Genomic DNA, 22,816 nt, shown 5'->3' on the forward strand with positions numbered 1-22,816 from the left:
ATGTTGAATCCCACCGATCTTGGCCTGCTGATCGACGACGACGAGCTCTACGTGCGCACCCTGCAGCGCAGCCTGTCGCGCCGCGGCCTGGAAACCCGAACCGCCACCGGCATCGCCGAGGCGCTGCGCGTGGCCGAAGAGATCCGCCCCGCCTTCGCGCTGGTCGATCTGCGCCTGGGCGAGGATTCCGGGCTGACCCTGATCCGTCCCCTTCGAGCCCTGCGCGCCGACATGCGCATCCTGCTGGTCACCGGCTACGCCAGCGTGGCCACCGCGGTCGAGGCCATCAAGCGCGGCGCCGACGATTACCTGCCCAAGCCGGCCACCGCGCCGATGATCCTGCGCACGCTGGGCCTGGTGAAGCCGGAAACCGTTACCATCGAAAGCACCATGACGCCGTTGCACCGCCTAGAATGGGAGCACATCCACCAGGCCCTGCACGAGACCGGCGGCAACGTCTCGGCCGCCGCCCGCCTGCTGGGCATGCACCGGCGCTCCTTGCAGCGCAAGTTGGCCAAGAAACCGGGGCCGGAACGCGAGGTCCTGGTCGACTGATTGGCGCGGATACGACACATCGCAACAATCCTGCTTTGTGCAGGTGCGACATATCGTCGCACCCCCACCTGCCCCGCGAAGCCCTCTCCCGCCTGGGAAAACCCTTAAGCAGGGGCCTTGGGGGCAAAAGCCGGCTGGGCAATGCGACCATTCGTCGCACGCTTGACCCAGGTCAAACCGATAGGATGGACGTTGCTGCCTAGCAGCATTCCAGTCTGCTGCTCCGCAGCATTTCCCACCTTCCATCCAAGGCTGTACGTGAAACACCCCCTCCTTGCGACCCTTACGCGCATTTTTGGCGTCGGCGCGGTCATGCTGCTTGGCGGCTGCAACATGGAAATCCTCTCCCCCAAGGGAGACATTGGCGCTCAGGAAAAGACCCTGCTGTTCACGGCAACCGGTCTGATGCTCCTGGTGGTGATCCCGGTCATCATCATGATCCTGACGTTTGCCTGGAAATACCGCGCATCCAATACCAAAGCCGACTACCAGCCCAAGTGGGCCCACTCCACGGCGATCGAAGTCGTGGTCTGGACCGTGCCATGTATCATCGTGGCGATCCTCGCCGTGATCACCTGGCGCTCCACGCACGCGCTCGATCCCTACAAGCCGCTCGTCTCCGAGCACAAGCCGGTCACCATCGAGGTGGTGTCGCTGGATTGGAAGTGGCTGTTCATTTACCCCGAGTACGACATCGCCACGGTCAACGAGATCGCGTTCCCGGTCGACGTCCCGGTCAATTTCCGGATCACCTCGGCCTCGGTCATGAACTCGTTCTTCATCCCCCAGTTGGGCAGCCAGATCTACTCGATGGCGGGCATGGAGACCAAGCTGCACCTGAACGCGCGCGAGCCCGGCACCTACGCCGGCATCTCGGCCAACTACAGCGGCGCCGGCTTCTCCGGCATGCGCTTCAAGGCCATCGCCACGTCGCAGGAAGGCTTCGACAACTGGGTCAAGGAAGCCAAGGCTTCCGGCACCGCGCTGACTCCGGCGGTGTACCAGGAACTGACCAAGCGCAGCGAACACAACCCGGTCGCCAAGTACGCCTCGGTGCCACCGTCCATGTTCGACTACATCCTGGGCAGCACCATGTCCAAGATGGCCGGCGTCGACGACGCCACGTGCACCCCCACGTCGAATAATCTTGTCGCAGGATTGACTCAATAATGCTCGGGAAACTCACCCTCGAGGCCATTCCGTACCATGAACCCATCGTCATGGTCACGCTGGCCGCCGTGTGCCTGGGAGGCCTAGCGGTCTTCGGCGCCATCACCTACTTCCGCAAGTGGAAGTACCTCTGGACGGAATGGCTCACCTCCGTCGACCACAAGCGCATCGGCGTGATGTACATCATCGTCGCGCTGATCATGCTGCTGCGCGGCTTCGCCGACGCCATCATGATGCGTACCCAGTTGGCCGTCGCCTCGGCCGACTCCGCCGGCTTCCTGCCGCCGCACCACTACGACCAGATCTTCACCGCCCACGGCGTCATCATGATTTTCTTCATGGCGATGCCCTTCATCACCGGGCTGATGAACATCGTGGTGCCGCTGCAGATCGGCGCCCGCGACGTGGCCTACCCGTTCCTGAACTCGCTGAGCTTCTGGCTGTTCGGCGCCGGCGTCGCGCTGATGATGATCTCGCTGTTCGTCGGTGAATTCGCCGCGACCGGCTGGCTCGCCTATCCGCCGCTGTCCGGGCTCGACTACAGCCCAAGTGTCGGGGTGGACTACTACATCTGGGCGCTGCAGATCTCCGGGTTGGGAACAACACTCAGCGGCATCAACTTCATCGTCACCATCCTGCGCATGCGCGCGCCGGGCATGACCCTGATGAAGATGCCGATCTTCACCTGGACCTCGCTGGTCACCAACGTCCTGATCGTGGCCGCCTTCCCGGTGCTGGCCGCCACGCTGGCGCTGCTGACGATGGACCGCTACCTGGGCACGCACTTCTTCACGAACGACATGGGCGGCAACGTCATGATGTACGTGAACCTGATCTGGATCTGGGGCCACCCCGAGGTCTACATCCTGGTGCTGCCGGCCTTCGGCGTGTACTCCGAAGTGGTCGCCACGTTCGCCCGCAAGACCCTGTTCGGCTACAAGTCCATGGTCTACGCCACGGCCGCCATCGGCGTGCTGTCGTTCCTGGTCTGGCTGCACCACTTCTTCACCATGGGCGCGGGGGCCAACGTCAACGCGTTCTTCGGCATCGCCACGATGATCATCTCGATCCCGACGGGCGCGAAGATCTTCAACTGGCTGTTCACCATCTACCGCGGCCGCCTGCGCATCACCACGCCGGTGCTGTGGACGCTGGGCTTCATGCTGGTGTTCGTCATCGGCGGCATGACCGGCGTGATGCTGGCCATCCCCGGCGTGTCGTTCGTGCTGCACAACAGCCTGTTCCTGATCGCCCACTTCCACAACACCATCATCGGTGGCGTGGTGTTCGGTTGCATCGCCGGCATGACCTACTGGTTCCCCAAGGCTTTCGGCTTCAAGCTGAACGAACGCCTGGGCCGCTACTCGTTCTACTGCTGGTTCGTCGGCTTCTTCCTGGCCTTCATGCCCCTGTACATCCTGGGCTTCAAGGGCATGACGCGTCGCCTGAACCACTACGACAACCCCGAATGGCAGCCCTACCTGCTGGTCGCCCTGGCCGGCGCCGCGCTGATCATGCTGGGCATCTGGTTCCTGCTGCAGCAAGTGTTCGTGTCCGTGCGCCAGCGCAAGCAGAACCAGGACATCACCGGCGATCCCTGGGATGGCCGCACCCTGGAATGGTCGATCTCGTCGCCCGCGCCTTTCTACAACTTCGCCCACGTTCCTCACGTCGATGAACTGGACCAGTTCTGGGAAGACAAGCAGAACGGCAAGGCCTACAAGCGCCCGGCCAAGTACGAAGACATCCACATGCCGAAGAACACCGCCGCCGGCGTCTTCATCGGCGCGTTCGGCCTGGTCATGTGCTTTGCCCTGATCTGGCACATCTGGTGGCTGTCGATCGTCGGTTTCGTCGGCATGATCGGTTCGTTCATCGTCCGCGCCTATGACCGCGACGTCGACTACTGGGTCCCGGCCGCGGAAGTCGAACGCATCGAAAACGCCCACTTTGAAAAAATGCAGAAGGCCGCCTGAGCCATGATTCAAGCCGTAGCCACTCACCCCCACGCGGGTCACGACGATCACGCGCACCATGACGATGGATCCAAGACCGTTTTCGGTTTCTGGGTCTACCTCATGAGCGACTTGCTGATCTTTTCGGTGCTGTTCGCGACGTTCGCGGTGCTGGCCAACGCCACCGCGGGCGGCCCCACCGGCAAGGAACTGTTCGACCTGAAGTTCGTCCTGGTCGAAACCCTGCTGCTGCTGTTCTCGAGCTTCACTTTCGGCATGGCCAACCTGAACGTCCACGCCAACAACAAGAGCCGCGCAATCGGCTGGTTGATGGTCACGTTCCTGTTCGGCGCGGGCTTCATCGCGATGGAAGTCTATGAATTCCATCACCTGATCACCGAAGGCGCGGGCCCCGGCCGCAGCGCCTACCTGTCGGCGTTCTTCACGCTGATCGGCACGCACGGCCTGCACGTGACGTTCGGCCTGATCTGGATCGTCGTCATGATCGACATGATCCGCCGCCATGGCCTGGACTCGATCAACAAGCGTCGCCTGGCGTGCCTGAGCCTGTTCTGGCACTTCCTGGACATCGTCTGGATCTGCGTCTTCACCTTCGTCTATCTTCTGGGAGCCCTCTGATGTCGCACTCCGCTGCGGCCGCACACGGCCACGACGATCACGCCGCCGACCACGGCAGCCTGAAGTCCTACATCATCGGTTTCGTGCTCTCGCTCCTGCTCACCTTCGGCTCGTTCGGCCTGGTGATGAGCGGCGCGCTGTCCCACACCATCACCATCATCGGCGTGGTGGCGCTGTGCGTGCTCCAGTTGCTGGTGCAACTGGTGTACTTCCTGCACATGGGCGCTTCGAAATCGGCCCGCGACAACCTGGCCACGTTCGTCTTCACCGTGATGATCATCGCCATCATCGTCGGGGGTTCGGCCTGGGTGCTGTACAACATGAACGTCAACATGGGCCACGCCATGTAAGACCCGTCATCCAATGACGACAGACAGGCGCCGCGAGGCGCCTGTTTTTTTTGGAAGGCCGTCACGCTATCGGGACGGTTTTTTTTGCGCCCTGCCGCGGCCGCGGTCCATGGCGAAACGCGGCGCTGCCTTCTCCGGCATGGCCGCGCGGCGCCACCGCCCGCTTTCCGCGCAGCGGCCCGTCCCACTTCCCCGCAGGGTTGATGCCGCGCAGGCCCGCCCTCTGGCGCTCGTTATATATTCAAGCTTATAGCGAAGCCCCCCAATCACCGCCGCGAACCGCCCATGGATGCCATCCTGATCGCCGCCCCCACCGCCCGGGATATCGATGCCCTGGCCTGTACGCTGTTGGCGCATGCGCCGCCCGATCAGCCCGATGCGCGCTTTTTCGCCACGGTGATCGGCAAGAGCCTGGCGCACCGCGACCTGGCCCGTACCGGCCTGCCTCCCGCCGAATTGGCGGGGGTGCTGGCCAGCCTGTTTCCCGGCGCGCAGGCTGGCTCGGGCGCGGCGCTTGCCGCCCTGCGAGCGCAATTGCTCGCGTACGCGGCGCGCGGCCTGGCCAGCCCCCAATCGGATTTCACCCGCCTGCTGCGTGTGCTGCTCGACGCCTGCAGCGGACCGGCCGCGACCACGCCCTGGGTCACCAGCGTGCTGGCGCACGCCTGCCTGCGCCCGGACCACCTGTGGCGCGACCTGGGGTTGAGCGGCCGCGACGACGTCACCGCGTTGCTGACGCGGCATTACCCGGGATTGGTGGCGCGCAACACCGGCAACCTGCGTTGGAAGAAATTCCTGGCGTATTCCGCCTTCGCGCATGCCGGGCTGCCGGCGCAGGCCGCGCCCGGGTGCGCCCATTGCGAAGACCACGGCCTCTGCTATGGCACGGGTGGGCAGCGCTAAGGCGCCGACACCCGCCGGCCCAAGGCCAGCGAGATCAGTACCAGGTTGCCTTGACCAGGACCTGGGTGTTGTATTTGCCGGTCACCAGTCCGATCGTGGGTTCGCGCTCCAGGTGCGCGGTGTACCCCTGCGCGACCGACGTCGTATTCATCAGCGGCGCGGCGATGTTGTTCACCGACAGGGAGATAGGCATGCCCAGCCGATCGACGAACAGCGTGCCAAACTGAACATTACTGCCGGCGGCATTGGTGATACGCAGCTTCAACCCGTTTTCCTTGCCGTCGGTATTTTTCATGTAAATCGTTTGCAGCATGGGATCCATGCGCTCGCCGCCCTGCGGCTCGAAAGACACCGCCAGAGGCAGATGGAAAACGTCGTTTGGATTGGCGCCCGCGGGCCTGGTCAATGAACCCAGGTTGGGGCATGCCGGGTTGACACGCGTGATCACCTGGAAGGGTTTGGACTGCGGCAGCTTGCCGTTGTAGGTGACGGTGTTGAGCACCGTATCGAAGGGCACGACGCTATCCACGGCAAGATCGCCAATGCACCGCGGCACATATTGGAAACGCGTCGCGGAAGTCGTGATGAAAATCCCCGGATCGGCGACGCCCCAGGAATCGTTGATCAGCTTGAAGGCGGTGGTCGACGGCATGAAGACGCGCAACGGACTGGTGATCTGCCTGTCCACGATCAGCAGCATCGTGACGGTCAGGGTCCGCTCGCCGGTATCTTGGGAATATGGGTCGCCGAATACATACCCTTCAGCGCCGCCCGGGATCATTGGGTCGGGATTCCAGAATTTGTTGACGTCGCCGTTGATGATGAGGTCCAGCCGGACGCCGGTGTCTCGCAGCGCTTGCCTGATGATGGCGAAGTCGAATAGCGACCGCAACTCCACCTGGCTCTGGTTTATGCCGGGTCGGTTCCGGTAGCAGCGATAGTTGAATTCGTAGACGCGGCTTCGGTAGAGCCACTCGCCGTTGATCAACTGCCTGTCCAGATCGAACGTGACTGACGGCGGAATTTCCAATCGGACCGCGTTGGCGCCCGCCGACGAAAAGCAGCCGTTGGCAGGATGAGCCTGGCCGTAGGCGAACGCCGGCATCAACGCGATCGCCATCAATACCCGCGCCAGCGCCCGTCTGGCCCTCTGCTGCCATTGCACGATTCTCGACTCCGCCTATCCAAAATGACCTACGGATTCTATCTGTGGCGGTCGCGGCGTCGATGCGGGCATGGTCTGACATTTCAGGCGATGCCCGCCCGTGGCCGACCCGCGGCGTCCGGGCTGTCAGAAGCGATACGTTGCCCCCGCCCCCAGGCCAACGCCGCGTCCCGGCGCCGGCTCGTAGTAGCGGCCATTGCTCTCGTTGACGATGACCGACCCGGCATAGCGCCGGTCGAACAGGTTGTCGATCCGCGCGTAGGCGCTCAACGCCCACGGCCCCACCTGCTTGACGTAGCCGGTGGACAGCGCGGCCACCACATAGCCCGGAGCCGCCGCGTCATTGGCGTCGTCGGCGTACAGGCGGCTCAGGTAGCGGGCCTCGATGCCGGCCTGCCAGCCCTGCGGCGGCGTCCAGGCCAGCGAGGCATAGGCCGACTGCCCGGCAATGCCGGGAATCCGGTTGCCGGCGCGGATGGCGCCGCCGCCATCGTCGCGGTAGCGGGCATCGAGCCAGGTGTAGGCCAGTTGCGCCCGCCAGTGGCCGGCAAAGCGGTTGGACCAGCCCAGTTCCACGCCGTCGCGGCGCGTGCGTCCGGCATTGCGGAAGGTGGCGCGGCCGCCCGTGCTGCCGGCCGCGACGATCTCGTCATCGGTCGATACGCGGAACACGGCCGCGGCCAGTTGGCCGCCCGCCAGATCGGTCTTGGCGCCGACCTCGACGTGGGCGCCGAGCGCTGGCGCCAGCGCGAAATTCAGGCCCGGCTGGCCGCCGGGCCGGTACGACAGCTCGTTGAGCGTCGGGGTCTCGAAGCCGCGTCCATACGAGGCGTACAGCGAGGTCCGCGGATCGGCCTGGTAGCGCACCGCGGCCACCGGCAGCGCGCGGCGATAGCGCGCGCTGCCGCTGTCATCGCCATTGCCCGGCGCGAGGTAATGATCGCGCGAGCGGAACGCCACCGTGCTGTAGCGCAGGCCGGCATCCAGCGTCCAGCGCGGCGCCGCGCGCCATGACGCCTGCAGATAGGGGTCGGCGTTGTAGACCGTGTTGGTTTCATCGCGCCGCAATGCGCCTCGCACGCCAAGCTGGCGGCTGGCGCCGTCCCCCACGTAGTTCTGGTAGCCCTGGCGGTTCTCGCGCAGGGTGTCGTACGAGAAGCCGCCGACCAGCGTCAGCGGCCGCACCGCCGGCCCCAGTTCCGAGGTCCAGCGCAGGTCGGCCCCGCCATAGCGCCGGCGCAGGTCGATCACGCCGCCCGCCTGCGTCGGCGCCGCCTGCGCCGCGGGCGGGATGGCCTGGAACTGGGTGGTGTCGCGCTGGCCGTAGTACAGCATCAGGCGCAGCGTGTTGGCGCCGTCGACGTGGCGTTCGTAGACCAGCCCGCCCTGGGTCTGGCGCACGGTCTTGCGGGTGTCGTACTGTGCCGCCAGCTCGGCGCTACGCGGCGCGTCCTGGAACTGCGCGTACGTCAGGCCGAGCGGATCCCGGGCCGTCAGGTCGACGCTGTTGGCCACGATCGTCAGGCGGCTGGCGTCGTCCAGTTGCACGCCCAGCTTGGCATTGCCCAGGTTCTTGCGCGCGGCGCTGTGGTCTCGGTAGCCGTCGGTGGTCATGCGCGACAGGTCGAGCACGTAGTCCATGTCGCCGGACGTGCCGGAGGCCTTGGCCCCATAGCGCCAGGTGCGGTCGGGGCCGGCCCAGGCCGAGGCGCCGATTTCGGCGGGCACGGCGCCGTCTTCGGTGTAGGCCAGGATCACCCCGCCGGACGAGTTGCCGTACAGCGCCGAGAACGGTCCGCGCAGCACCTCCACCCGATCGAGCGAGCCGATGTCGATATTGGAGGTCTGGCCCTGGCCGTCCGGCATGGTTGCCGGGATGCCGTCCACGTACAGCCGCACGCCGCGCACGCCGAAGGTGGAACGCGCGCCAAAGCCACGGCTGGATATCTGCAGGTCCTGCGCGTAGTTCTGGCGGTTCTGGATCTGCAGGCCGGGCACGCCCGCCAGGCCTTCGGACAAGTTGATGCCCGGCTGGCCGCGCCGCATCGCCGCGCCCTCCACGATGTCGACCGAAGCCGCGGTTTCCCACGGCGGCGTGCCGATCCGCGTGCCGGTTACCGCTACGGGCGCCAGTTGCTGCGGCGTCTGCGATTGGGCGAGCGCCGTCACGGCTGGCGCCATGCCGAGCAGGCCATGCAGGAAGGAGCTGGCCAGGCCGCCGGGCCGGCGTCGTTGCTTCGCCAATCGAAAACCCCGCTGAAGGACCATGGCCCCGAGCCTCGCACAGGATGCCTTCAATGTCGATACGTCCGGGCCAGGGAACCCGCGCGGGGAATGGGTTCTAATAGCGCCATGGAAAACTCGCAAGACATCGAACGCCGGCTGCTGGACCTGGAAGTCAAGGCCAGTTTCGCCGACGACCTGCTGGAACAGTTGAACCAGATCATCGTGCGCCAGCAGCAGCAGATCGACCGCCTGCAACGCGAAGTGGCCGACCTGCGCCAGCAGGCGCCCGAGGGCGCGGCGCCGTTCCGCAGCCTGCGCGACGAACTGCCGCCGCACTACTGACCCCGGCCGCTCCAGGGCGCCCGCTCGCTCCCGTCTGCCCCACCACCCGCCACAACTCGCCCGGCCAGCCCGGGTCGCCTGCCGCCTGTTGCGGGCTTCGTGGCATCGCCACGACGGCCGTGCCATTCCCCCTGCTCCACGCCGCGCCCCAGCGAGGGGTTGCGCCGGCTATCGTTGCCATTGATGGAGACTAATTGCTCGAAATTACTTATTTCTTCCATTTATGGAAAAATCTTTTACCGATATACGGGTTTATCCCTAGTGATATCCGGCGCACTATGGAGCCATCGGGAAACAACAACGAACTACGACGGATAGGCCGCCGATTCGCTCCCTGGCTTCTGAAATCGGAGATTCACCATGAAAAAGACCCTTGCCACCGCTTTGCTGATGTCCCTGGCCGCCCTGAGCGCCGGCGCCTCCGCCTCGCAGAACATCGAACCGAACAACGTGCCTTTCCAAGGCGTCTACGGCACGCCGTATGAAGGCCCGACCCGCGCCCAGGTGCAGGCCGAGCTGGCCGCCGCCAAGGCCGCCGGCCAGGTCTCGAACGTCGAACCCAACGACATGCCGTTCCAGGGCGTGTATGGCGCGCCCCAGTCGGGCGTGACCCGCGCCCAGGTGGAAGCCGAACTGGCCACCGCCAAGGCCGCCGGCCAGGTCTCGAACGTCGAACCCAACGACCTGCCGTTCTCGGGCGCCTACCACCGCGTCAACTGAGCACGGCCTGACGATTTACCCCTCCCCTTGTTGTACCTTGGCCGCCCCTGCCGGGCGGCCTTTTTTGCGTGTGCGCAAGCCGCGCCCCCTGGCCGCGGACGAATGGAGACAAGACGCCGACGCTTCGCGTACCATCGGACCTGACCATCAATGGGCCGCCCGCGCGGCCCTGACAACAACGAGGGAGTCCGCAATGAAAACCATCCGTCTCATCGCTTTCGCACTCGCCGCCGGCGTCACCGCCGGCCCGGTCCTGGCGGCGCCCGCCGTCATGCTGAACAATGCCCTCATCACCCAGATTTCCAAGGCCGACAAGCCGGCTTTCCACGAGGCGGTGGCGCAAGCGCTGAACAGCGCCGCCGACGGCCAGAGCGTGAACTGGTCCAGCACTCCCAAGCGCAAGGCCGCGCCGATCACGGCCAAGATCACGCCGCTGCAGACCAGCACGGCGGGCGAGCGCACCTGCCGCCTGCTGGAAGGCGATTTCGCGCGCACCAGCACCACCGAAACCTGGAAGTTCTGGTTCTGCAAGCAACCCGACGGCACCTGGAAGGCCAGCGCCAACTGAGTCATGGGGCCGGCTTTGCCGGCGCCAAGAGCGCTTTCGTCGCGCCACGCCTTCGGCGGGCGCGCCCCCTCCCGTAGCCCGCCATCCCGAGCCCGATCGCCGTAAAAAAAACGCCCGCGTCATGAACTGACCCCCAGAAGTTGGACAGTCAGCTAAAGCCCGAAGGCCTGAGCTCGGTATTGCACCGGGCTCAGGCCTTTTAGCTTGAGCTTGATGCGATCGTGATTGTAGTAACGGATGTACTGTCGAATGCCGGCTTGCAACTGCTCGATGCTTTCGAAGCGATTCAAGTGGAAGAACTCAGCCTTGAGCGTGCCGAAGAAGCTTTCCATAGCGGCATTGTCCAGGCAGTTTCCCTTGCGTGACATGCTTTGCGTCACCGATCTATCTGCCAGCATCCGCCTGTAGTTCTGCTGCTGGTACTGCCAGCCCTGATCGGAGTGCAGCACTGGACGCTCCGTCGGCAGCAGCCGCGCCAGCGCCTTCTTCAGCATGCTGCCCACGAGCTTGAACACCGGCCGGCGGCTGGTCTCGTAGGCCACGATCTCGCCGTTGTATAGGTCCATCACCGGCGACAGGTACAGCTTCTCGCCACGTACGTTGAACTCGGTCACATCGGTGACCCACTTTTGGTTCGGACGCGCCGCCTCGAAGTCGCGCGCCAACACGTTGGCCGCCACGTGGTGCGATTGGCCTCGGTAGGACCGGTACTTCTTGGCGCGCACCAGCGACTTCAAGCCTAGCGCCTGCATCAGCTTCTGCACGGTCTTGTGGTTCACTAGCTCACCGGCCTGGCGCAAGACCGCCGTAATCCGGCGGTAGCCGTAGCGGCCCTTGTGACGGGCGTAGACCGCGCTGATGCGCTGCTTGAGCTCGGTGTACGGGTCCACGGCTCCGAACGACTTCAGGTGGTAATAAAACGTGCTGCGCGACAGCTTGGCGACGCGTAGCAGTAGTGCCAGCGGATGCTTGGGCCTTAATCCTTGGACCACTTGCGCTTTCCAACCAGCGCCCGGGTCTTCTCCGCTTCGATCAAGGCCTTCATTTTTTTTAGGTAATCGTTCTCCGCGCGCAGATAGGCCAGCTCTTGCTCGAGTTCTTCCTTGGTCATGTCCTTGGACACCGGCTCTGGGGGGTACTTATGCGGCATGCTTGCTCCTCGGCGCTTGCGCGCCAGCGCCTCTATACCCCCAGCATCATACTGGGCGCGCCATTTCGTAATGTGCCCTGTATGACGAATCCCCAGCAACACCGCTGCCTGCGTGTCCGACAGACCTTCGCGCCGGATCTTGATCAGCACCGATTGTTTGAAGGCCGCGCTGTACGAGCCAGATTGCCTGCGCAACCCGTTAACGCCATGCGCTCGAAAACTCCCGACCCAGCGCCGCACCATTGAGTGCGGCACTTCGTATCGGCGCGCCACCGATTTGAAGCCGTCCGTGCCTTGCAGGTACGCCTGCACCACTTTGATCTTGAATTGCTCTTCATACTTCGCCATGTAAAAACCCCCGAAGGTCGGATCAATATCCAACTTTCGGGGGTCAGTTCAGTCATCATGCGATGAAGCGGGCGTTTTGCGATGCGGTCGGGCGCGACCGCGTGGCGATCAGCTTTCGACGCGGTTGGCGTCCAGCACCGTCAGGGCCGTCATGTTGATGATGCGGCGCACGGTCGAGCTGGAGGTCAGGATGTGCACCGGCGCGTTGGCGCCCAGCAGGATCGGGCCCACCGCCACGTTGCCGCCGGCCGCCGTCTTGAGCAGGTTGTAGGCGATGTTGCCGGCGTCCACGTTCGGGCACACCAGCAGGTTGGCCTCGCCCTTGAGCGTCGAGGACGGCAGGATGCGCAGGCGCAGCGCCTCGTCCAGCGCGCAGTCGCCGTGCATCTCGCCGTCGATCTCCAGTTCCGGCGCGGCTTCGCGCACCAGTTCCAGCGCGCGCCGCATCTTGGCGCCCGAGGCCGAGCTGCCCGAACCGAAGTTGGAGCGCGACAGCAGCGCCACCTTGGGCGCCAGGAACATGCGGCCCACTTCGCGGGCGGCGGCGATGGTGAATTCGGCGATCTGCTCGGCCGTCGGCTCATCGTTGACGTGCGTATCCACCAACACCACCGTGCGCTCGTTGAGCAGCAGGATGTTCATGGCGGCGTAGACGTTGGCGCCGGGGCGGCGGCCGATCACTTCGTCGACGAAACGCAGGTGGTCGTGATAGGCGCCGACCGTGCCGCAGACCATGCCGTCGGCATCGCCCAGGTGCACCATCATCGCGCCGATCAAGGTCAGGCGGCGGCGCATTTCCACGCGCGCCATTTCCTTGGTGATGCCGCGGCGGCACATCAGTTCCCAGTAGGTGGTCCAGTACTGGTGGAAGCGCTCGTCGTATTCGGGGTTGGTGACCTCGACGTCCTCGCCCAGGCGCAGGCGCAGGCCGAACTTCTCGATGCGCGACAGCAGCACGGCGGGACGGCCCACCAGGATCGGTCGGGCGACGCCTTCGTCGACGATGACCTGCACCGCGCGCAGCACGCGTTCGTCCTCGCCCTCGGTGAAGACGATGCGCGACTTGCCGCCGTTGCGCACGATGCGCTTGGCCGCCGAGAACAGCGGCTTCATGAAGGCGCCGGAGTGGTACACGAACTGCTGCAACTGCTCTTCGTAGGCTTCCAGATCGGCCAGCGGACGCGTGGCCACGCCGCCTTCCATGGCGGCCTTGGCCACCGCCGGCGCGATGCGCACGATCAGGCGCGGATCGAACGGCTTGGGAATCAGGTACTCGGGGCCGAACGAGATGTCGTAGGTGCCATAGGCGGCCGCCACCACTTCGTTCTGCTCTTCCTCGGCCAGTTCGGCGATGGCATAGACCGCCGCCTTTTCCATCTCGCGCGTGATGGTGGTGGCGCCCACATCCAGCGCGCCGCGGAAGATGTACGGGAAGCACAGCACGTTGTTGACCTGGTTCGGGTAGTCCGAACGGCCCGTTGCCATCACCACGTCGTCGCGCACGCCGTGCGCCACTTCCGGCAGGATTTCCGGCGTGGGATTGGCCAGCGCCAGGATCAGCGGGCGCGGGCCCATCTTGGCGACCATCTCGGGCTTGAGCACGCCGCCGGCCGACAGCCCCAGGAACACGTCCGCGCCCTCGATCACCTCAGCCAGCTTGCGGGCGTCGGTCTTCTGCGTGAAGCGCGCCTTGTCCGGGTCCATCAGCACGGTGCGGCCTTCGTAGACCACGCCTTCGATGTCGGTGACCCAGATGTTCTCCAGAGGCAGGCCCAGGTCCACCATCAGGTCCAGGCAGGCCAGCGCGGCCGCGCCGGCGCCGGACGTGACCACCTTGACCTTGTCGATCTGCTTGCCCACGACCTTCAGGCCGTTGATGAAGGCGGCGGAAACGGTGATGGCGGTGCCGTGCTGGTCGTCATGGAAGACGGGGATCTTCATGCGCTCGCGCAGCTTGCGCTCGACGGTGAAGCATTCCGGCGCCTTGATGTCTTCCAGGTTGATGCCGCCGAAGGTCGGCTCCAGGCCGGCGATGATCTCGACCAGCTTGTCCGGGTCGGTTTCGTTGATCTCGATGTCGAACACGTCCAGGCCGGCGAACTTCTTGAACAGCACCGCCTTGCCTTCCATCACCGGCTTGGAGGCCAGCGCGCCGATGTTGCCCAGGCCCAGCACCGCGGTGCCGTTGGAGATCACGCCGACCAGGTTGCCCCGGCCGGTGAAGCGGAACACGTTGGCCGGGTCCGCCACGATTTCTTCGCAAGCCGCCGCCACGCCGGGCGAATACGCCAGGGCCAGGTCACGCTGGTTGGTGAGCGGCTTGGACGCCACGACGGAGATCTTCCCCGGGGTGGGAAACTCGTGGTAATCCAGAGCGGCCTGGCGGTCTGCTTGCGAATTCATGGGGCGGCGCCTCCTAGTCTATGACAGGGAAAATTCTAGGGCCGCAGGCATAAGGTGTTCATTCAGATTTAATATTGTCACATCACTTTTACCTTATGCCTTGTCTATGACACCGTTTTCCCCGGACGAGGTGCTCCGGAAGCTGACCTCGCGGCTGAAGATGCGCCACCTGATGCTGCTGCTGCAGATCGAGCAGCACGGCTCGCTGACCCGCGTGGCCGAGCACATGGCCACCAGCCAGCCGGCCGTGACCAACGCGCTGGCCGAACTGGAGAGCATGTTCGACGTGCCGCTGTTCGACCGCTCGGTGCGCGGCATGACCCCCACGCCCCTGGGCGCGGTGGTGCTGGCCCGGGCCCGGGCGCTGGTGCACGACCTGGGCCACCTGGTGCAGGAAATGGAGGCCGTGGCCGCCGGCCAGGCCGCCCACCTGCATGTCGGGGTGATTCCATTCGTCTCGGGACAGGTGCTGTCGGCGGCCATCGCCCGCACCCTGCCGCAGGGGCGCGGCATCACCGCCACCATCCACGAAGGCCAGGGCCCCGCGCTGCTGCGCCAGTTGCGCGACCACACGCTCGACGTGGTGGTGGGTTGGGCCACGCCGTCGGTGGACCTGCGCCAGATCGACTTCGAGGTGCTGTACCACCAGCCGCCGCGCCTGATCGCCAGCCGCCGCCTGGCGGCGCGACTGGGCCGCGCCCGGCTGGAGTGGAACATGCTGGCCGACCTGGACTGGATCCTGGGCACGCCGGACAGCCCGATCCGGGAGCAGGTGGCCGACATTTTCCTGCGCGCCGGCTTGGCGCCGCCCACGCCCTCGGTGCAGAGCGATTCGTCCAAGCTGATCGGCGAGATGATCGTCGCCAGCGACCGCGCCGTGTCCATCCTGCCGGCCGACATCGCCGATGAACTGGTGCGCATCGCCGGGGCGGCGATCGTGCCGTATTCTTTCGACTGGACCTTGCCGCCGATTTCGCTGTTCACCCGTGCCGACGGCCTGCGCCGCAACGTCGACGCCCTGTTCGCGGCGGCGCTGCGCGAGGTCTTCAGCCGCGGCGGGCGAGCCTGATCCCGCCCCCCCACCGGAGCCATGCCATGCCCGCCAGCCAGTTCGTCATGTCGCGCAGCGTCCTCGCCGGCGTGCAGGCGGTGGCCGCGCGCAGCGGCAGGGCATTCGCGCGGCATACGCACGATCAATACGGCATCGGCGTGATGCGCCATGGCGCGCAGGCGTCGCACAGCGGCCGCGGCCGGGTCGAGGCCGGGCCGGGCCAGGTCATCACCGTCAATCCCGGCGAGGTGCACGACGGCGCGCCCATCGGCGGCGAACGCGCCTGGCAGATGCTGTACCTGGATCCCGCGGTGGTGGCGGACGCGGCCGACGCGCTGCCGGCCGCCAGCGGCTTTGAATTCGAACATCCAGTGATGGACGCGCCGGCGTTGGCGGCGGACCTGCTGGCGCTGTATGCGCTGGCCGTGGGCGGCGGCGACGCGCTGGCGCGCGACGTCTTGCTGGCGCGCGTGCTGGCGCGCGCCGGCGGCCTGGCGCGGGCCGAGCCGGCCGCTGGCGGCGCGTCCGCCGCCATCCGCCATGCGCTCGCCCTGATCGACGACGCGCCCGCCGCCGCCCTGTCGCTGGCCGACCTGGCCCGCGCCTGCGGCCTGAGCCGCTTCCAGGTGCTGCGCGGCTTCAGCCGCGCCACCGGCATGACGCCGCACGCCTACCAGGTGCAGCGCCGTCTGCTGCTGGCGCGCCGCCTTTTGCGCCACGGCATGGCGCTGGCCGATGCGGCGGCCAGCGCGGGCTTTGCCGACCAGAGCCACATGACGCGGCTGTTCACGCGCGCCTACGGCGTATCGCCCGGCCGCTACGCGCTGGCCGTCGCCGGCTGAATCCGCGCCGCGCAATTTCGTTCAAGACCGCGGCGGCCGTCAACGCCTACGCTGCGGCCTTCTCCGTCACTGCCGCAGCCTCATGAACCGTACCCTGCAAGGCTATTGCTGCCTGGCCGCCGCGATGGCGCTGGTCGGCAGCACCATCGTCGCCAGCAAGATCATCGCCGCCGGCCTGCCGCCGTTCAGCGCCACCGCGCTGCGCTTCGCCATGGCGCTGCCCTGTTTCGCCCTGCTGTGGAAGCTGGCCGGCGCGCGCCTGCCACGCCTGGCCTGGCGCGACTGGCCGCTGCTGGCGGCGCAGGCCATCGCCGGCAGCGTCGGCTACACCACGTTGCTGATCGCCGGACTGCAACGCACGTCGGCGGTGGATGGCGGCGTGATCCTCGGCACGCTGCCGCTGGTGTCGGCCGGCATTGCCATCGCCCTGCTGGGCGAGCGGCCCGGCAAGGCCACGCTGCTGGCCATCGCGGTGGCGGCGGCGGGCGTCTGGCTGATGACGCGCAGCGGCGGGGCCCAGGATGGCGGCACCCTGGCGGGCAACGCGCTGGTGCTGGGCGCGGTGCTTTGCGAGGGCTTGTTCATCCTCCTGCATAAGCGGCTGCGGGCGCCGGTGCCGCCGCTGGCGCTGTCCACGCTGATGACCGCCATCGGCCTGGCGGTGTGCCTGCCGGCGGCCGTCGCCGAAGCGCCGTGGATGCGGCCGCTGCCCGCGGATGCGCTGCTGGCCGTGGCTTATTACGCGTTGGTCCCGACCGTGGGCGGCTTCGTGCTCTGGTACGCCGGCGCCGAACGCGTCAGCGGCTCGGAAGCCGCGCTATTCACGGCAATCGCGCCAGTGTCAGCCGTCCTGCTGGCCGCGTTGCTGCTGGGCGAAGCGCTGTCGGCCGGCCAGTTGACCGGCATGGCCTGCGTGCTGGGCGCAGCGCTGGCGCTGGCCCGCGCGCGCTAGCCGCGGCTGAACGCCAGCGCGAATTCGTCGGAGAAGATATCAGCCAGCGATACCCGCAAGGCGGCGGCCCGCTCAGCGCCGTAGGCGGCCTCGAAACGGCGCTGCGCGTCTTTCCACAGGCGCTTGGATTCGGCCAGTTTGTCGCGGCCAGCCTCGGTCAGCGCCACGCGACGGCTGCGGCCGTCGCGCTCGTCGCGCGCCATGTGGACGTAGCCATCGCGCTCGAGCGGCTTGAGATTGTGCGCCAGCGCGGAGCGATCCAGCACCATCGCGCGCGCCAGGTCGGTCATGGACGGCGCGCCGGCGCGCGCGATGTGCACCAGGATCGAGTGTTGCGACACTTTCAGGCCGCAGGGCGCGAGCACCGTGTCGTACAACTGCGAGACGCGCCGGGTCGCCTTGCGCAGCGCGGCGCCGTTGCAGACCAGCGGGTCCGGGGGGATGGAGGGGGAATCGACGTCGGACATGATGGCTTCGGACGGCAGGTGAAAAGGGTACGCAACGGCGGGGCGGTCCGGCTGGGCGGCCGCCGCAGGCCGCCCATAACGCTACTGCCCCGCCGGATTTCAGTCTAGCGCAATCTTGACATATATTGGCATATGCACGTAAATTTTGCGGACTTCTCCTCCGCCCCCCCGCCATGCCCGCCTCTCCCGCGCCCCGCCCCGCCAATGCCCGTCTGCAGGCCATGCTGCACGCGCCGATCGCCCCGACGCTGGCCCGGCTGGCGTGGCCCAACATCCTGATGATGCTGGCGCAGTCCGCCACCGGCCTGATCGAGACCTGGTTCCTGGCGCGGCTGGGCACCCCGGTGCTGGCCGGCGTGGCGCTGGTGGTGCCGGTGCTGATGCTGATGCAGAACATGTCGCAGGGCGCCATGGGCGGCGGCATCTCGGCCGCAGTCGCCCGTACCCTGGGCGCCGGGCGGCAGCAGGAAGCCGATCAGTTGGTGCTGCACGCGGTGGTGCTGAATGCGGCGCTGGGCCTGCTGTTCTGCGTGTTGCTGCTGGCGTTCGGACCGCGGTTGTACCGCGCCCTGGGCGCCGAGGGCGCGGCGCTGGAGGCGGCGCTGGCCTATTCCAACGTCATCTTCGGCGGCATCGTGCTGATGTGGCTGATGAACGCGTTCGCCAGCGTCATCCGCGGCACCGGCAACATGCTGATGCCGGGCGCGGTGATCTGCGGCGGCGCGCTGCTGCTGGTGCCGCTGTCGCCGTGCCTGATCTTCGGCTGGGGGCCGTTCCCCGCGCTGGGCGTGGCCGGCGGCGGCTGGGCGCTGGTCACCTACTACGCCGTCGGCACGCTGGTGCTGGGCGGCTATTGCCTGAGCGGCCGCAACGCCGCGCGCCTGACCCGCTGCCGCCTGCACCTGAGCCTGATGCGCAACATCCTCAGCGTCGGCGCACTGGCCACGCTCAACCCGCTGCTCACCAATGGCCTGGTGGCGCTGACGGCGGCGCTGGTGGGCGCCTATGCCGGCACCGCCGCAGTGGCCGGCTACGGCATCGCGGTGCGGCTGGAATACCTGATGATGCCGCTGGCGTTCGGCCTGGGCGCGCCGATGGTCGCGATGGTCGGCTCCAACATCGGCGCCGGCCAGCCGGAACGCGCCCTGCGCGTGGCGCTCACGGGCGGCGCGATGGCGTTTGCGCTGGCCGAGGCGCTCGGCCTGGCGGCGGCGCTGTTTCCCGAAGTGTGGCTGCGCCTGTTCGGCGCCGAGGACCACATGCTCGAGGCCGGCAGCGCCTATCTGCGCATCGTCGGTCCGGTGTACGGCTTCTTCGCGCTGGGATTCTCGATGTACTTCGCCTCGCAGGGCGCGGGCCGCCTGAAATGGCCGCTGTGGGCCGGCTTCCTGCGGCTGGCGGTGGGCGCGGGCGTCGGCGGCGCGGCGCTGCACCTGACCGGATCGCTGACGCTGTTCTTCCTGATCGCCGCGGCCGCCATGTGCCTGTATGGCCTGGTCATCCTGACCGCCGTGGCGTCCGGTTCATGGTTCGAGCGGGGACATCTGCGCAAGCCCGGGCTCGCGCAACGCTGAGCGCGCGCGGGACCGCCTCATGCCAAAACGAATCTCGCGCCGGCCCTGTCAGGCCTTGGGCGCGTCGCGCAGCGCGTACGCCACCAACTGCTGCGCATAGGCCGGCAGCTCGCCGCGCACACACAGCACCAGGTCGCGCACGGCCCAGTCGTCGACCAGCGCCACCCGCCGCACGCCGGCCGCGCGGCCGTAGCGCACCGCGGCCACCTTCGGCATGATGGCGATGCCCACGCCCTGCCCCACCATGCGGCAGACGGCGTCGAAGCTGCGCAGCCGCACGCGGTACGACAGCGCCTTGCCGCCGCGGCGCGCATGGTGCGCGATGTGCTCCTGCAACGCGCTGCCCTCCACCAGCCCCACGAACTCCTCGTCCGCCACGTCGGCCAGCAGCGCCGTCGCGTGGCCCGCCAGCCGATGGCCTGGCGGCAGCACCAGCGCCAGCGGATCATGGCGAAAGCGCAGCACCCGCAGGCCTTGCAGATCCGTGGAATCGGCCAGCACGCCGATGTCGCAGGTGCCGGCGCGCAGGGCGTCGGCGATTTCGTAGCTGAGGCGCTCTTCCAGGTCGACCGAGACGCGCGGGTGGTCCTTGAGGAATGCGCCCAGCACCTGCGGCAGGTACTCGCTGAGCGCGGTGGTGTTGCACAGCACCCGCACGTGGCCCTTGAGCCCCTGGCCGTAGTGGTCCAGCTCGCCGCGCATGCGGTCCATCTGTGCCAGCACCAGCCGCGCGTGATGCGCCAGCGTGCGGCCGGCGGGCGTGGCCTGCACGCCGCGATGCTCGCGCAGCAGCAGCGGCACGCCCAGCGTCTCTTCCATGCCGCGGATGCGTTCGCTGGCGGACGCCAGCGTCATGTGCGAACGACGGGCGCCCGCCGTGATGGAGCCGGCTTCCTGCACATTGAGGAAGAGCCGCAGATCGGTCAGGTCGAAGCGCATGCGAAAAGCGTAGCACGCCAGACTCAGGCTGCTCCATAGGCAGGCTCAGCGAGATCCCGATATGGATTCACCCCCTGCCGCGCGCAGAATCTGGCTGTCGATCATCCATCAAGGGGAATATCCATGACTCCCTCCTTCGCGCGGCGCGTTGCCGCGGTCGGGCCTGCCGCGCTGCTGCTTGCCCTGGCGCTGCATTCCTCAGGCCGGGCCGAAGCCAATAACGGTCTGTCGGCCTATGCCACGCCAGCGCAGAAATACGCCCTGGCTCTGGAAGCGCAGACCCTGGGCGACTATCCCGCCATGCTGACGTGGCTGCGGGCCGCGGCGCGCGAAGGCCATGCGCCGGCGCAGCGCATGCTCGGCATCGCCCTGGTCGGCGGCCCCGCGCTGTATGGCGCCGGCCAGCCCGCCGATCTGTGCGAAGGCCGCCAGTGGCTGCTGCGCGCCGCCAGCCAGGGCGGGGCCGACGACGTCGCCTATGCCCTGTTCGGCCGGCCGCGCGACCCGCTCACCGCGCATTGCGAGGCCGCATGAACCTGCACGAACTGTCCGGCATCGCCACGCCGGCGCTGCTGATGGCGACCGCCGCCGTGTTCGTCCTGGCCGGCGTGGTCAAGGGCGTGGTGGGACTGGGCCTGCCGACCATCTCCATGGCCATGCTGGCGCTGGTGATGGCGCCGGCCCAGGCCGCCGCGCTGCTGATCGTGCCGTCGCTCATCACCAATCTCTGGCAGGCGCGGCCATGGCCGACGCTGACGCGGGTGCTGCGCCGCATCGGCGCGATGCAGCTCGGCGTGTGCGTGGGCACGATCGGCGGCGCGCTGTGGCTGGGCGCGCCGGCCGGCCACTGGGCCAGCGTCTGCCTGGGCGTCGCCCTGGTGGTCTACGCGGCCTGGGGATTGTTTGGCAAGCCGCCCGCGGTGCCGGCCCGCCACGAAGGCACGCTTGGGGTGGCGGTGGGCGTGGTCACCGGCGTCATCACCGCGGCCACCGGCGTCTTCGTGATTCCCGCCGTGCCGTATCTACAGGCGCTGAACCTGGGCAAGGACGGACTGATCCAGGCCATGGGCATTTCGTTCACGGTCTCGACCGTCGCGCTGGCGGCGGGCCTGTGGTTGACCGGCAGCTACAGCCCTGGCGCGGCCGGCGCCTCGGTGTTGATGCTGATGCCGGCGCTGGCCGGCATGGCATTGGGACAATGGTTGCGCGACCGGCTGTCGCCGCGCGTCTTCAGGCAATGTTTCATGGTGAGCCTGGCGCTGCTGGGCGCCTACCAGGCGGCGCAGGGCCTGACCGGGTAGGCGGCCCCGCTCGCGCTCAGGCCGCCATGCGCCGCTCGTCGACGAAGCCGATCGACACGGACATCTCGCGCCAGCGCGCCAGCTCCTGCTGCACAGACTGGATCTTGCCGCGCGCCTGGTCGAAGGCGTCGCGCCCCAGGAACAGGTGCAGCGGCGCATACTGCGCGTCGGCCGCCTGGATCAGCGCGCGCGCCGCCTTGGCCGGATCGCCGGCGGCGGGATGCCCCGCCGCAGCGGCCTGTCCCGCTTCGGGATGGCCGCCGATCTCCTCCGCCCCCGCCCGCATCGCGCCGGGGTACACCAGCGACACCCGCACGCCGTGCGGCGCGGCTTCCAATGCCAGCGCCTCGGTCAGGCCGCTGACGGCGAACTTGGCGGCGCTGTAGGCGCCCCAGCCGGCGCGGCCGCCATCGAAACCGAGGATCGACGAGATATTGAAGACGTGCCCCGCGCGCTGGGCGCGCAGGCGCGGCATCACCGCGCGCACCACATTCAACACGCCGAAGACGTTGATGTCGAAACTGCCGCGCAACGCCTCGTCGGACAGCGCTTCGAGCGGCCCGGACAGCCCCTGGCCGGCGTGATTGACCACCACGTCGATGCGGCCGAACGCGGCGATGGCGGTGTCGACCGCCCGGCGCACGTTGCCTTCATCGGCCAGATTCACTTCGAGCGGCAGGAAACGGCCCTCGAGCTTGGCGCCCACCGCCTCCATCAATACATCCACGTCGTCCGCCGTCGCCGCGACGTAGCCCCCCTGATCGAGCAGCATCCTGACCAGCGCCAGACCCAGGCCGCCCGCGGCGCCTGTGACAAACCAGATTTTTTCGGTGCTCATGCGATCTCCCTCTGCTTGCAGCCACCGGCAACAGGCCGGTGACCCGCCGTCGTCCATGGATTCACACGGAAACCATGGACCCCGGGCGTGAGAGGGATATTAAGAATCGCGTGGTGGAGCGTACAGGCTCGTTCTTGCGTGAAACCTGCCTATTTCTACAGCCTTGCGTCTCAGCCCAGCGCGCTGCGGTAGTGCTCGCTGTCGAAGCGCGGCGAGGTGTCGGCGGGCGGCGCCTCGGCCGGGGCGGCGGCCGCGGGCGCGGCAGCGGCGTCGACGCCGAAGAGGGAGAGTTCAGCGGTGACCAGTGCAAGCAGGAAATTTGCCATGATGATTCCTTTGATTCAGATGCCCGGACCGG

23 protein-coding genes are annotated in these 22,816 nt (G+C 67.3%); 15 read left to right on the forward strand and 8 right to left on the reverse strand.

Features of this window, described 5'->3' with window-relative positions; translation table 11 throughout:
- From ACUDCK_RS23130 to ACUDCK_RS23155, 6 genes are all read left to right on the forward strand, one after another.
- Positions 1-555, forward strand: a complete 555-nt coding sequence (locus tag ACUDCK_RS23130; protein ID WP_372363313.1) for a response regulator transcription factor — start codon at positions 1-3, stop codon at positions 553-555.
- Between the two features lie 258 nt (positions 556-813).
- Positions 814-1,725 carry a ubiquinol oxidase subunit II gene (gene cyoA / locus ACUDCK_RS23135; RefSeq protein WP_026384598.1) on the forward strand — a complete coding sequence of 304 codons (912 nt, stop codon included), beginning with the start codon at positions 814-816 and terminating at the stop codon, positions 1,723-1,725.
- Positions 1,725-3,701, forward strand: coding sequence for a cytochrome o ubiquinol oxidase subunit I (gene cyoB, locus ACUDCK_RS23140; protein ID WP_020926575.1), 1,977 nt, complete (start codon positions 1,725-1,727; stop codon positions 3,699-3,701). Before cyoA ends, cyoB begins: the two co-directional genes overlap by 1 nt.
- A 3-nt stretch (positions 3,702-3,704) precedes the next feature.
- On the forward strand, positions 3,705-4,319 hold the full coding sequence (gene cyoC / locus ACUDCK_RS23145) for a cytochrome o ubiquinol oxidase subunit III (RefSeq protein ID WP_006387443.1): 615 nt from the start codon (positions 3,705-3,707) through the stop codon (positions 4,317-4,319).
- Entirely contained in the window at positions 4,319-4,669 is a 351-nt protein-coding gene (gene cyoD / locus ACUDCK_RS23150; protein ID WP_006387442.1) for a cytochrome o ubiquinol oxidase subunit IV, read from the forward strand. Before cyoC ends, cyoD begins: the two co-directional genes overlap by 1 nt.
- A 285-nt stretch (positions 4,670-4,954) precedes the next feature.
- Positions 4,955-5,572, forward strand: coding sequence for a nitrogen fixation protein NifQ (locus tag ACUDCK_RS23155; RefSeq protein WP_175168352.1), 618 nt, complete (start codon positions 4,955-4,957; stop codon positions 5,570-5,572).
- A gap of 34 nt (positions 5,573-5,606) precedes the next feature.
- Here the strand turns inward: ACUDCK_RS23155 and ACUDCK_RS23160 are convergent, their stop codons facing one another.
- Positions 5,607-6,737, reverse strand: coding sequence for a hypothetical protein (locus ACUDCK_RS23160; protein WP_175168351.1), 1,131 nt, complete (start codon positions 6,735-6,737; stop codon positions 5,607-5,609).
- Between the two features lie 126 nt (positions 6,738-6,863).
- Positions 6,864-8,918 carry a TonB-dependent receptor gene (locus ACUDCK_RS23165; protein ID WP_244976981.1) on the reverse strand — a complete coding sequence of 685 codons (2,055 nt, stop codon included), beginning with the start codon at positions 8,916-8,918 and terminating at the stop codon, positions 6,864-6,866.
- Positions 8,919-9,089: 171 nt separating this feature from the next.
- Here ACUDCK_RS23165 and ACUDCK_RS23170 point away from each other — a divergent pair, with 171 nt between their 5' ends.
- The 3 genes from ACUDCK_RS23170 to ACUDCK_RS23180 all read left to right on the forward strand — a co-directional run bounded on the left by ACUDCK_RS23170 (position 9,090) and on the right by ACUDCK_RS23180 (position 10,593).
- Complete coding sequence (locus ACUDCK_RS23170) at positions 9,090-9,305, forward strand: SlyX family protein (protein WP_006391018.1); 216 nt, start codon at positions 9,090-9,092, stop codon at positions 9,303-9,305.
- 360 nt (positions 9,306-9,665) lie between these two features.
- Entirely contained in the window at positions 9,666-10,025 is a 360-nt protein-coding gene (locus tag ACUDCK_RS23175) for a DUF4148 domain-containing protein (protein WP_054500905.1), read from the forward strand.
- A gap of 193 nt (positions 10,026-10,218) precedes the next feature.
- Positions 10,219-10,593 carry a hypothetical protein gene (locus tag ACUDCK_RS23180; RefSeq protein WP_064524811.1) on the forward strand — a complete coding sequence of 125 codons (375 nt, stop codon included), beginning with the start codon at positions 10,219-10,221 and terminating at the stop codon, positions 10,591-10,593.
- A gap of 152 nt (positions 10,594-10,745) precedes the next feature.
- On the opposite strand, the gene ACUDCK_RS23185 is transcribed toward ACUDCK_RS23180, so the two are convergent.
- Together ACUDCK_RS23185 and ACUDCK_RS23190 are read right to left on the reverse strand one after the other, a co-directional pair.
- Positions 10,746-12,091, reverse strand: a protein-coding gene (locus tag ACUDCK_RS23185) for an IS3 family transposase (RefSeq protein WP_445659239.1) whose coding sequence is annotated in 2 segments (ribosomal slippage) — positions 10,746-11,624 and positions 11,627-12,091 — 1,344 coding nt in all. Because the reading frame shifts where the segments join, the coding sequence is not laid out codon by codon here.
- A gap of 108 nt (positions 12,092-12,199) precedes the next feature.
- A complete protein-coding gene (locus tag ACUDCK_RS23190) occupies positions 12,200-14,494 on the reverse strand; it encodes an NADP-dependent malic enzyme (protein WP_116792585.1) in 2,295 nt (764 codons plus the stop codon).
- A gap of 106 nt (positions 14,495-14,600) precedes the next feature.
- Here ACUDCK_RS23190 and ACUDCK_RS23195 point away from each other — a divergent pair, with 106 nt between their 5' ends.
- From ACUDCK_RS23195 to ACUDCK_RS23205, 3 genes are all read left to right on the forward strand, one after another.
- On the forward strand, positions 14,601-15,563 hold the full coding sequence (locus tag ACUDCK_RS23195) for a LysR substrate-binding domain-containing protein (protein ID WP_054500902.1): 963 nt from the start codon (positions 14,601-14,603) through the stop codon (positions 15,561-15,563).
- A 26-nt stretch (positions 15,564-15,589) separates the two neighbouring features.
- Positions 15,590-16,387, forward strand: coding sequence for an AraC family transcriptional regulator (locus ACUDCK_RS23200; protein ID WP_144655395.1), 798 nt, complete (start codon positions 15,590-15,592; stop codon positions 16,385-16,387).
- A gap of 82 nt (positions 16,388-16,469) precedes the next feature.
- Complete coding sequence (locus ACUDCK_RS23205) at positions 16,470-17,339, forward strand: DMT family transporter (protein WP_175167170.1); 870 nt, start codon at positions 16,470-16,472, stop codon at positions 17,337-17,339.
- Here the strand turns inward: ACUDCK_RS23205 and ACUDCK_RS23210 are convergent.
- Positions 17,336-17,806: a MarR family winged helix-turn-helix transcriptional regulator gene (locus ACUDCK_RS23210; protein WP_054500899.1), complete on the reverse strand. Its 471-nt coding sequence runs from the start codon at positions 17,804-17,806 to the stop codon at positions 17,336-17,338. The genes ACUDCK_RS23205 and ACUDCK_RS23210 overlap by 4 nt on opposite strands.
- A 173-nt stretch (positions 17,807-17,979) precedes the next feature.
- Here ACUDCK_RS23210 and ACUDCK_RS23215 point away from each other — a divergent pair, with 173 nt between their 5' ends.
- Entirely contained in the window at positions 17,980-19,380 is a 1,401-nt protein-coding gene (locus ACUDCK_RS23215; protein WP_175142609.1) for an MATE family efflux transporter, read from the forward strand.
- Positions 19,381-19,428: 48 nt separating this feature from the next.
- On the opposite strand, the gene ACUDCK_RS23220 is transcribed toward ACUDCK_RS23215, so the two are convergent.
- Positions 19,429-20,319: a LysR substrate-binding domain-containing protein gene (locus tag ACUDCK_RS23220; protein ID WP_054500897.1), complete on the reverse strand. Its 891-nt coding sequence runs from the start codon at positions 20,317-20,319 to the stop codon at positions 19,429-19,431.
- A gap of 123 nt (positions 20,320-20,442) precedes the next feature.
- On the opposite strand from ACUDCK_RS23220, the gene ACUDCK_RS23225 reads away from it, so the two are divergent.
- Both ACUDCK_RS23225 and ACUDCK_RS23230 read left to right on the forward strand, forming a co-directional pair.
- A complete protein-coding gene (locus ACUDCK_RS23225) occupies positions 20,443-20,853 on the forward strand; it encodes a hypothetical protein (RefSeq protein WP_064522614.1) in 411 nt (136 codons plus the stop codon).
- Positions 20,850-21,620: a sulfite exporter TauE/SafE family protein gene (locus tag ACUDCK_RS23230; protein ID WP_175167169.1), complete on the forward strand. Its 771-nt coding sequence runs from the start codon at positions 20,850-20,852 to the stop codon at positions 21,618-21,620. The genes ACUDCK_RS23225 and ACUDCK_RS23230 overlap by 4 nt, the downstream gene beginning before the upstream one ends.
- Positions 21,621-21,636: 16 nt before the next feature.
- On the opposite strand, the gene ACUDCK_RS23235 is transcribed toward ACUDCK_RS23230, so the two are convergent.
- Positions 21,637-22,458: an SDR family NAD(P)-dependent oxidoreductase gene (locus tag ACUDCK_RS23235; protein ID WP_054500895.1), complete on the reverse strand. Its 822-nt coding sequence runs from the start codon at positions 22,456-22,458 to the stop codon at positions 21,637-21,639.
- A gap of 170 nt (positions 22,459-22,628) precedes the next feature.
- A complete protein-coding gene (locus ACUDCK_RS23240; protein WP_167517638.1) occupies positions 22,629-22,784 on the reverse strand; it encodes a hypothetical protein in 156 nt (51 codons plus the stop codon).
- Between the last annotated feature and the right edge of the window lie 32 nt (positions 22,785-22,816).

The organism is Achromobacter sp. CF-sbj1-Ac2-l, from assembly GCF_052698165.1.

Excerpts from the sequence above, each read along its gene's own strand:
- ACUDCK_RS23175 (WP_054500905.1), top strand. The coding sequence starts at position 9,666 with ATGAAAAAGACCCTTGCCACCGCTTTGCTGATGTCCCTGGCCGCCCTG.
- cyoD (WP_006387442.1), top strand. The coding sequence starts at position 4,319 with ATGTCGCACTCCGCTGCGGCCGCACACGGCCACGACGATCACGCCGCC.
- ACUDCK_RS23170 (WP_006391018.1), top strand. The coding sequence starts at position 9,090 with ATGGAAAACTCGCAAGACATCGAACGCCGGCTGCTGGACCTGGAAGTC.
- ACUDCK_RS23200 (WP_144655395.1), top strand. The coding sequence starts at position 15,590 with ATGCCCGCCAGCCAGTTCGTCATGTCGCGCAGCGTCCTCGCCGGCGTG.
- ACUDCK_RS23155 (WP_175168352.1), top strand. The coding sequence starts at position 4,955 with ATGGATGCCATCCTGATCGCCGCCCCCACCGCCCGGGATATCGATGCC.
- ACUDCK_RS23235 (WP_054500895.1), bottom strand. The coding sequence starts at position 22,458 with ATGAGCACCGAAAAAATCTGGTTTGTCACAGGCGCCGCGGGCGGCCTG.
- ACUDCK_RS23195 (WP_054500902.1), top strand. The coding sequence starts at position 14,601 with ATGACACCGTTTTCCCCGGACGAGGTGCTCCGGAAGCTGACCTCGCGG.
- ACUDCK_RS23225 (WP_064522614.1), top strand. The coding sequence starts at position 20,443 with ATGACTCCCTCCTTCGCGCGGCGCGTTGCCGCGGTCGGGCCTGCCGCG.
- ACUDCK_RS23165 (WP_244976981.1), bottom strand. The coding sequence starts at position 8,918 with ATGGCGCCAGCCGTGACGGCGCTCGCCCAATCGCAGACGCCGCAGCAA.
- ACUDCK_RS23180 (WP_064524811.1), top strand. The coding sequence starts at position 10,219 with ATGAAAACCATCCGTCTCATCGCTTTCGCACTCGCCGCCGGCGTCACC.
- ACUDCK_RS23230 (WP_175167169.1), top strand. The coding sequence starts at position 20,850 with ATGAACCTGCACGAACTGTCCGGCATCGCCACGCCGGCGCTGCTGATG.
- ACUDCK_RS23205 (WP_175167170.1), top strand. The coding sequence starts at position 16,470 with ATGAACCGTACCCTGCAAGGCTATTGCTGCCTGGCCGCCGCGATGGCG.
- ACUDCK_RS23210 (WP_054500899.1), bottom strand. The coding sequence starts at position 17,806 with ATGTCCGACGTCGATTCCCCCTCCATCCCCCCGGACCCGCTGGTCTGC.
- ACUDCK_RS23130 (WP_372363313.1), top strand. The coding sequence starts at position 1 with ATGTTGAATCCCACCGATCTTGGCCTGCTGATCGACGACGACGAGCTC.
- ACUDCK_RS23220 (WP_054500897.1), bottom strand. The coding sequence starts at position 20,319 with ATGCGCTTCGACCTGACCGATCTGCGGCTCTTCCTCAATGTGCAGGAA.
- ACUDCK_RS23240 (WP_167517638.1), bottom strand. The coding sequence starts at position 22,784 with ATGGCAAATTTCCTGCTTGCACTGGTCACCGCTGAACTCTCCCTCTTC.
- cyoB (WP_020926575.1), top strand. The coding sequence starts at position 1,725 with ATGCTCGGGAAACTCACCCTCGAGGCCATTCCGTACCATGAACCCATC.
- ACUDCK_RS23215 (WP_175142609.1), top strand. The coding sequence starts at position 17,980 with ATGCCCGCCTCTCCCGCGCCCCGCCCCGCCAATGCCCGTCTGCAGGCC.
- ACUDCK_RS23190 (WP_116792585.1), bottom strand. The coding sequence starts at position 14,494 with ATGAATTCGCAAGCAGACCGCCAGGCCGCTCTGGATTACCACGAGTTT.
- cyoC (WP_006387443.1), top strand. The coding sequence starts at position 3,705 with ATGATTCAAGCCGTAGCCACTCACCCCCACGCGGGTCACGACGATCAC.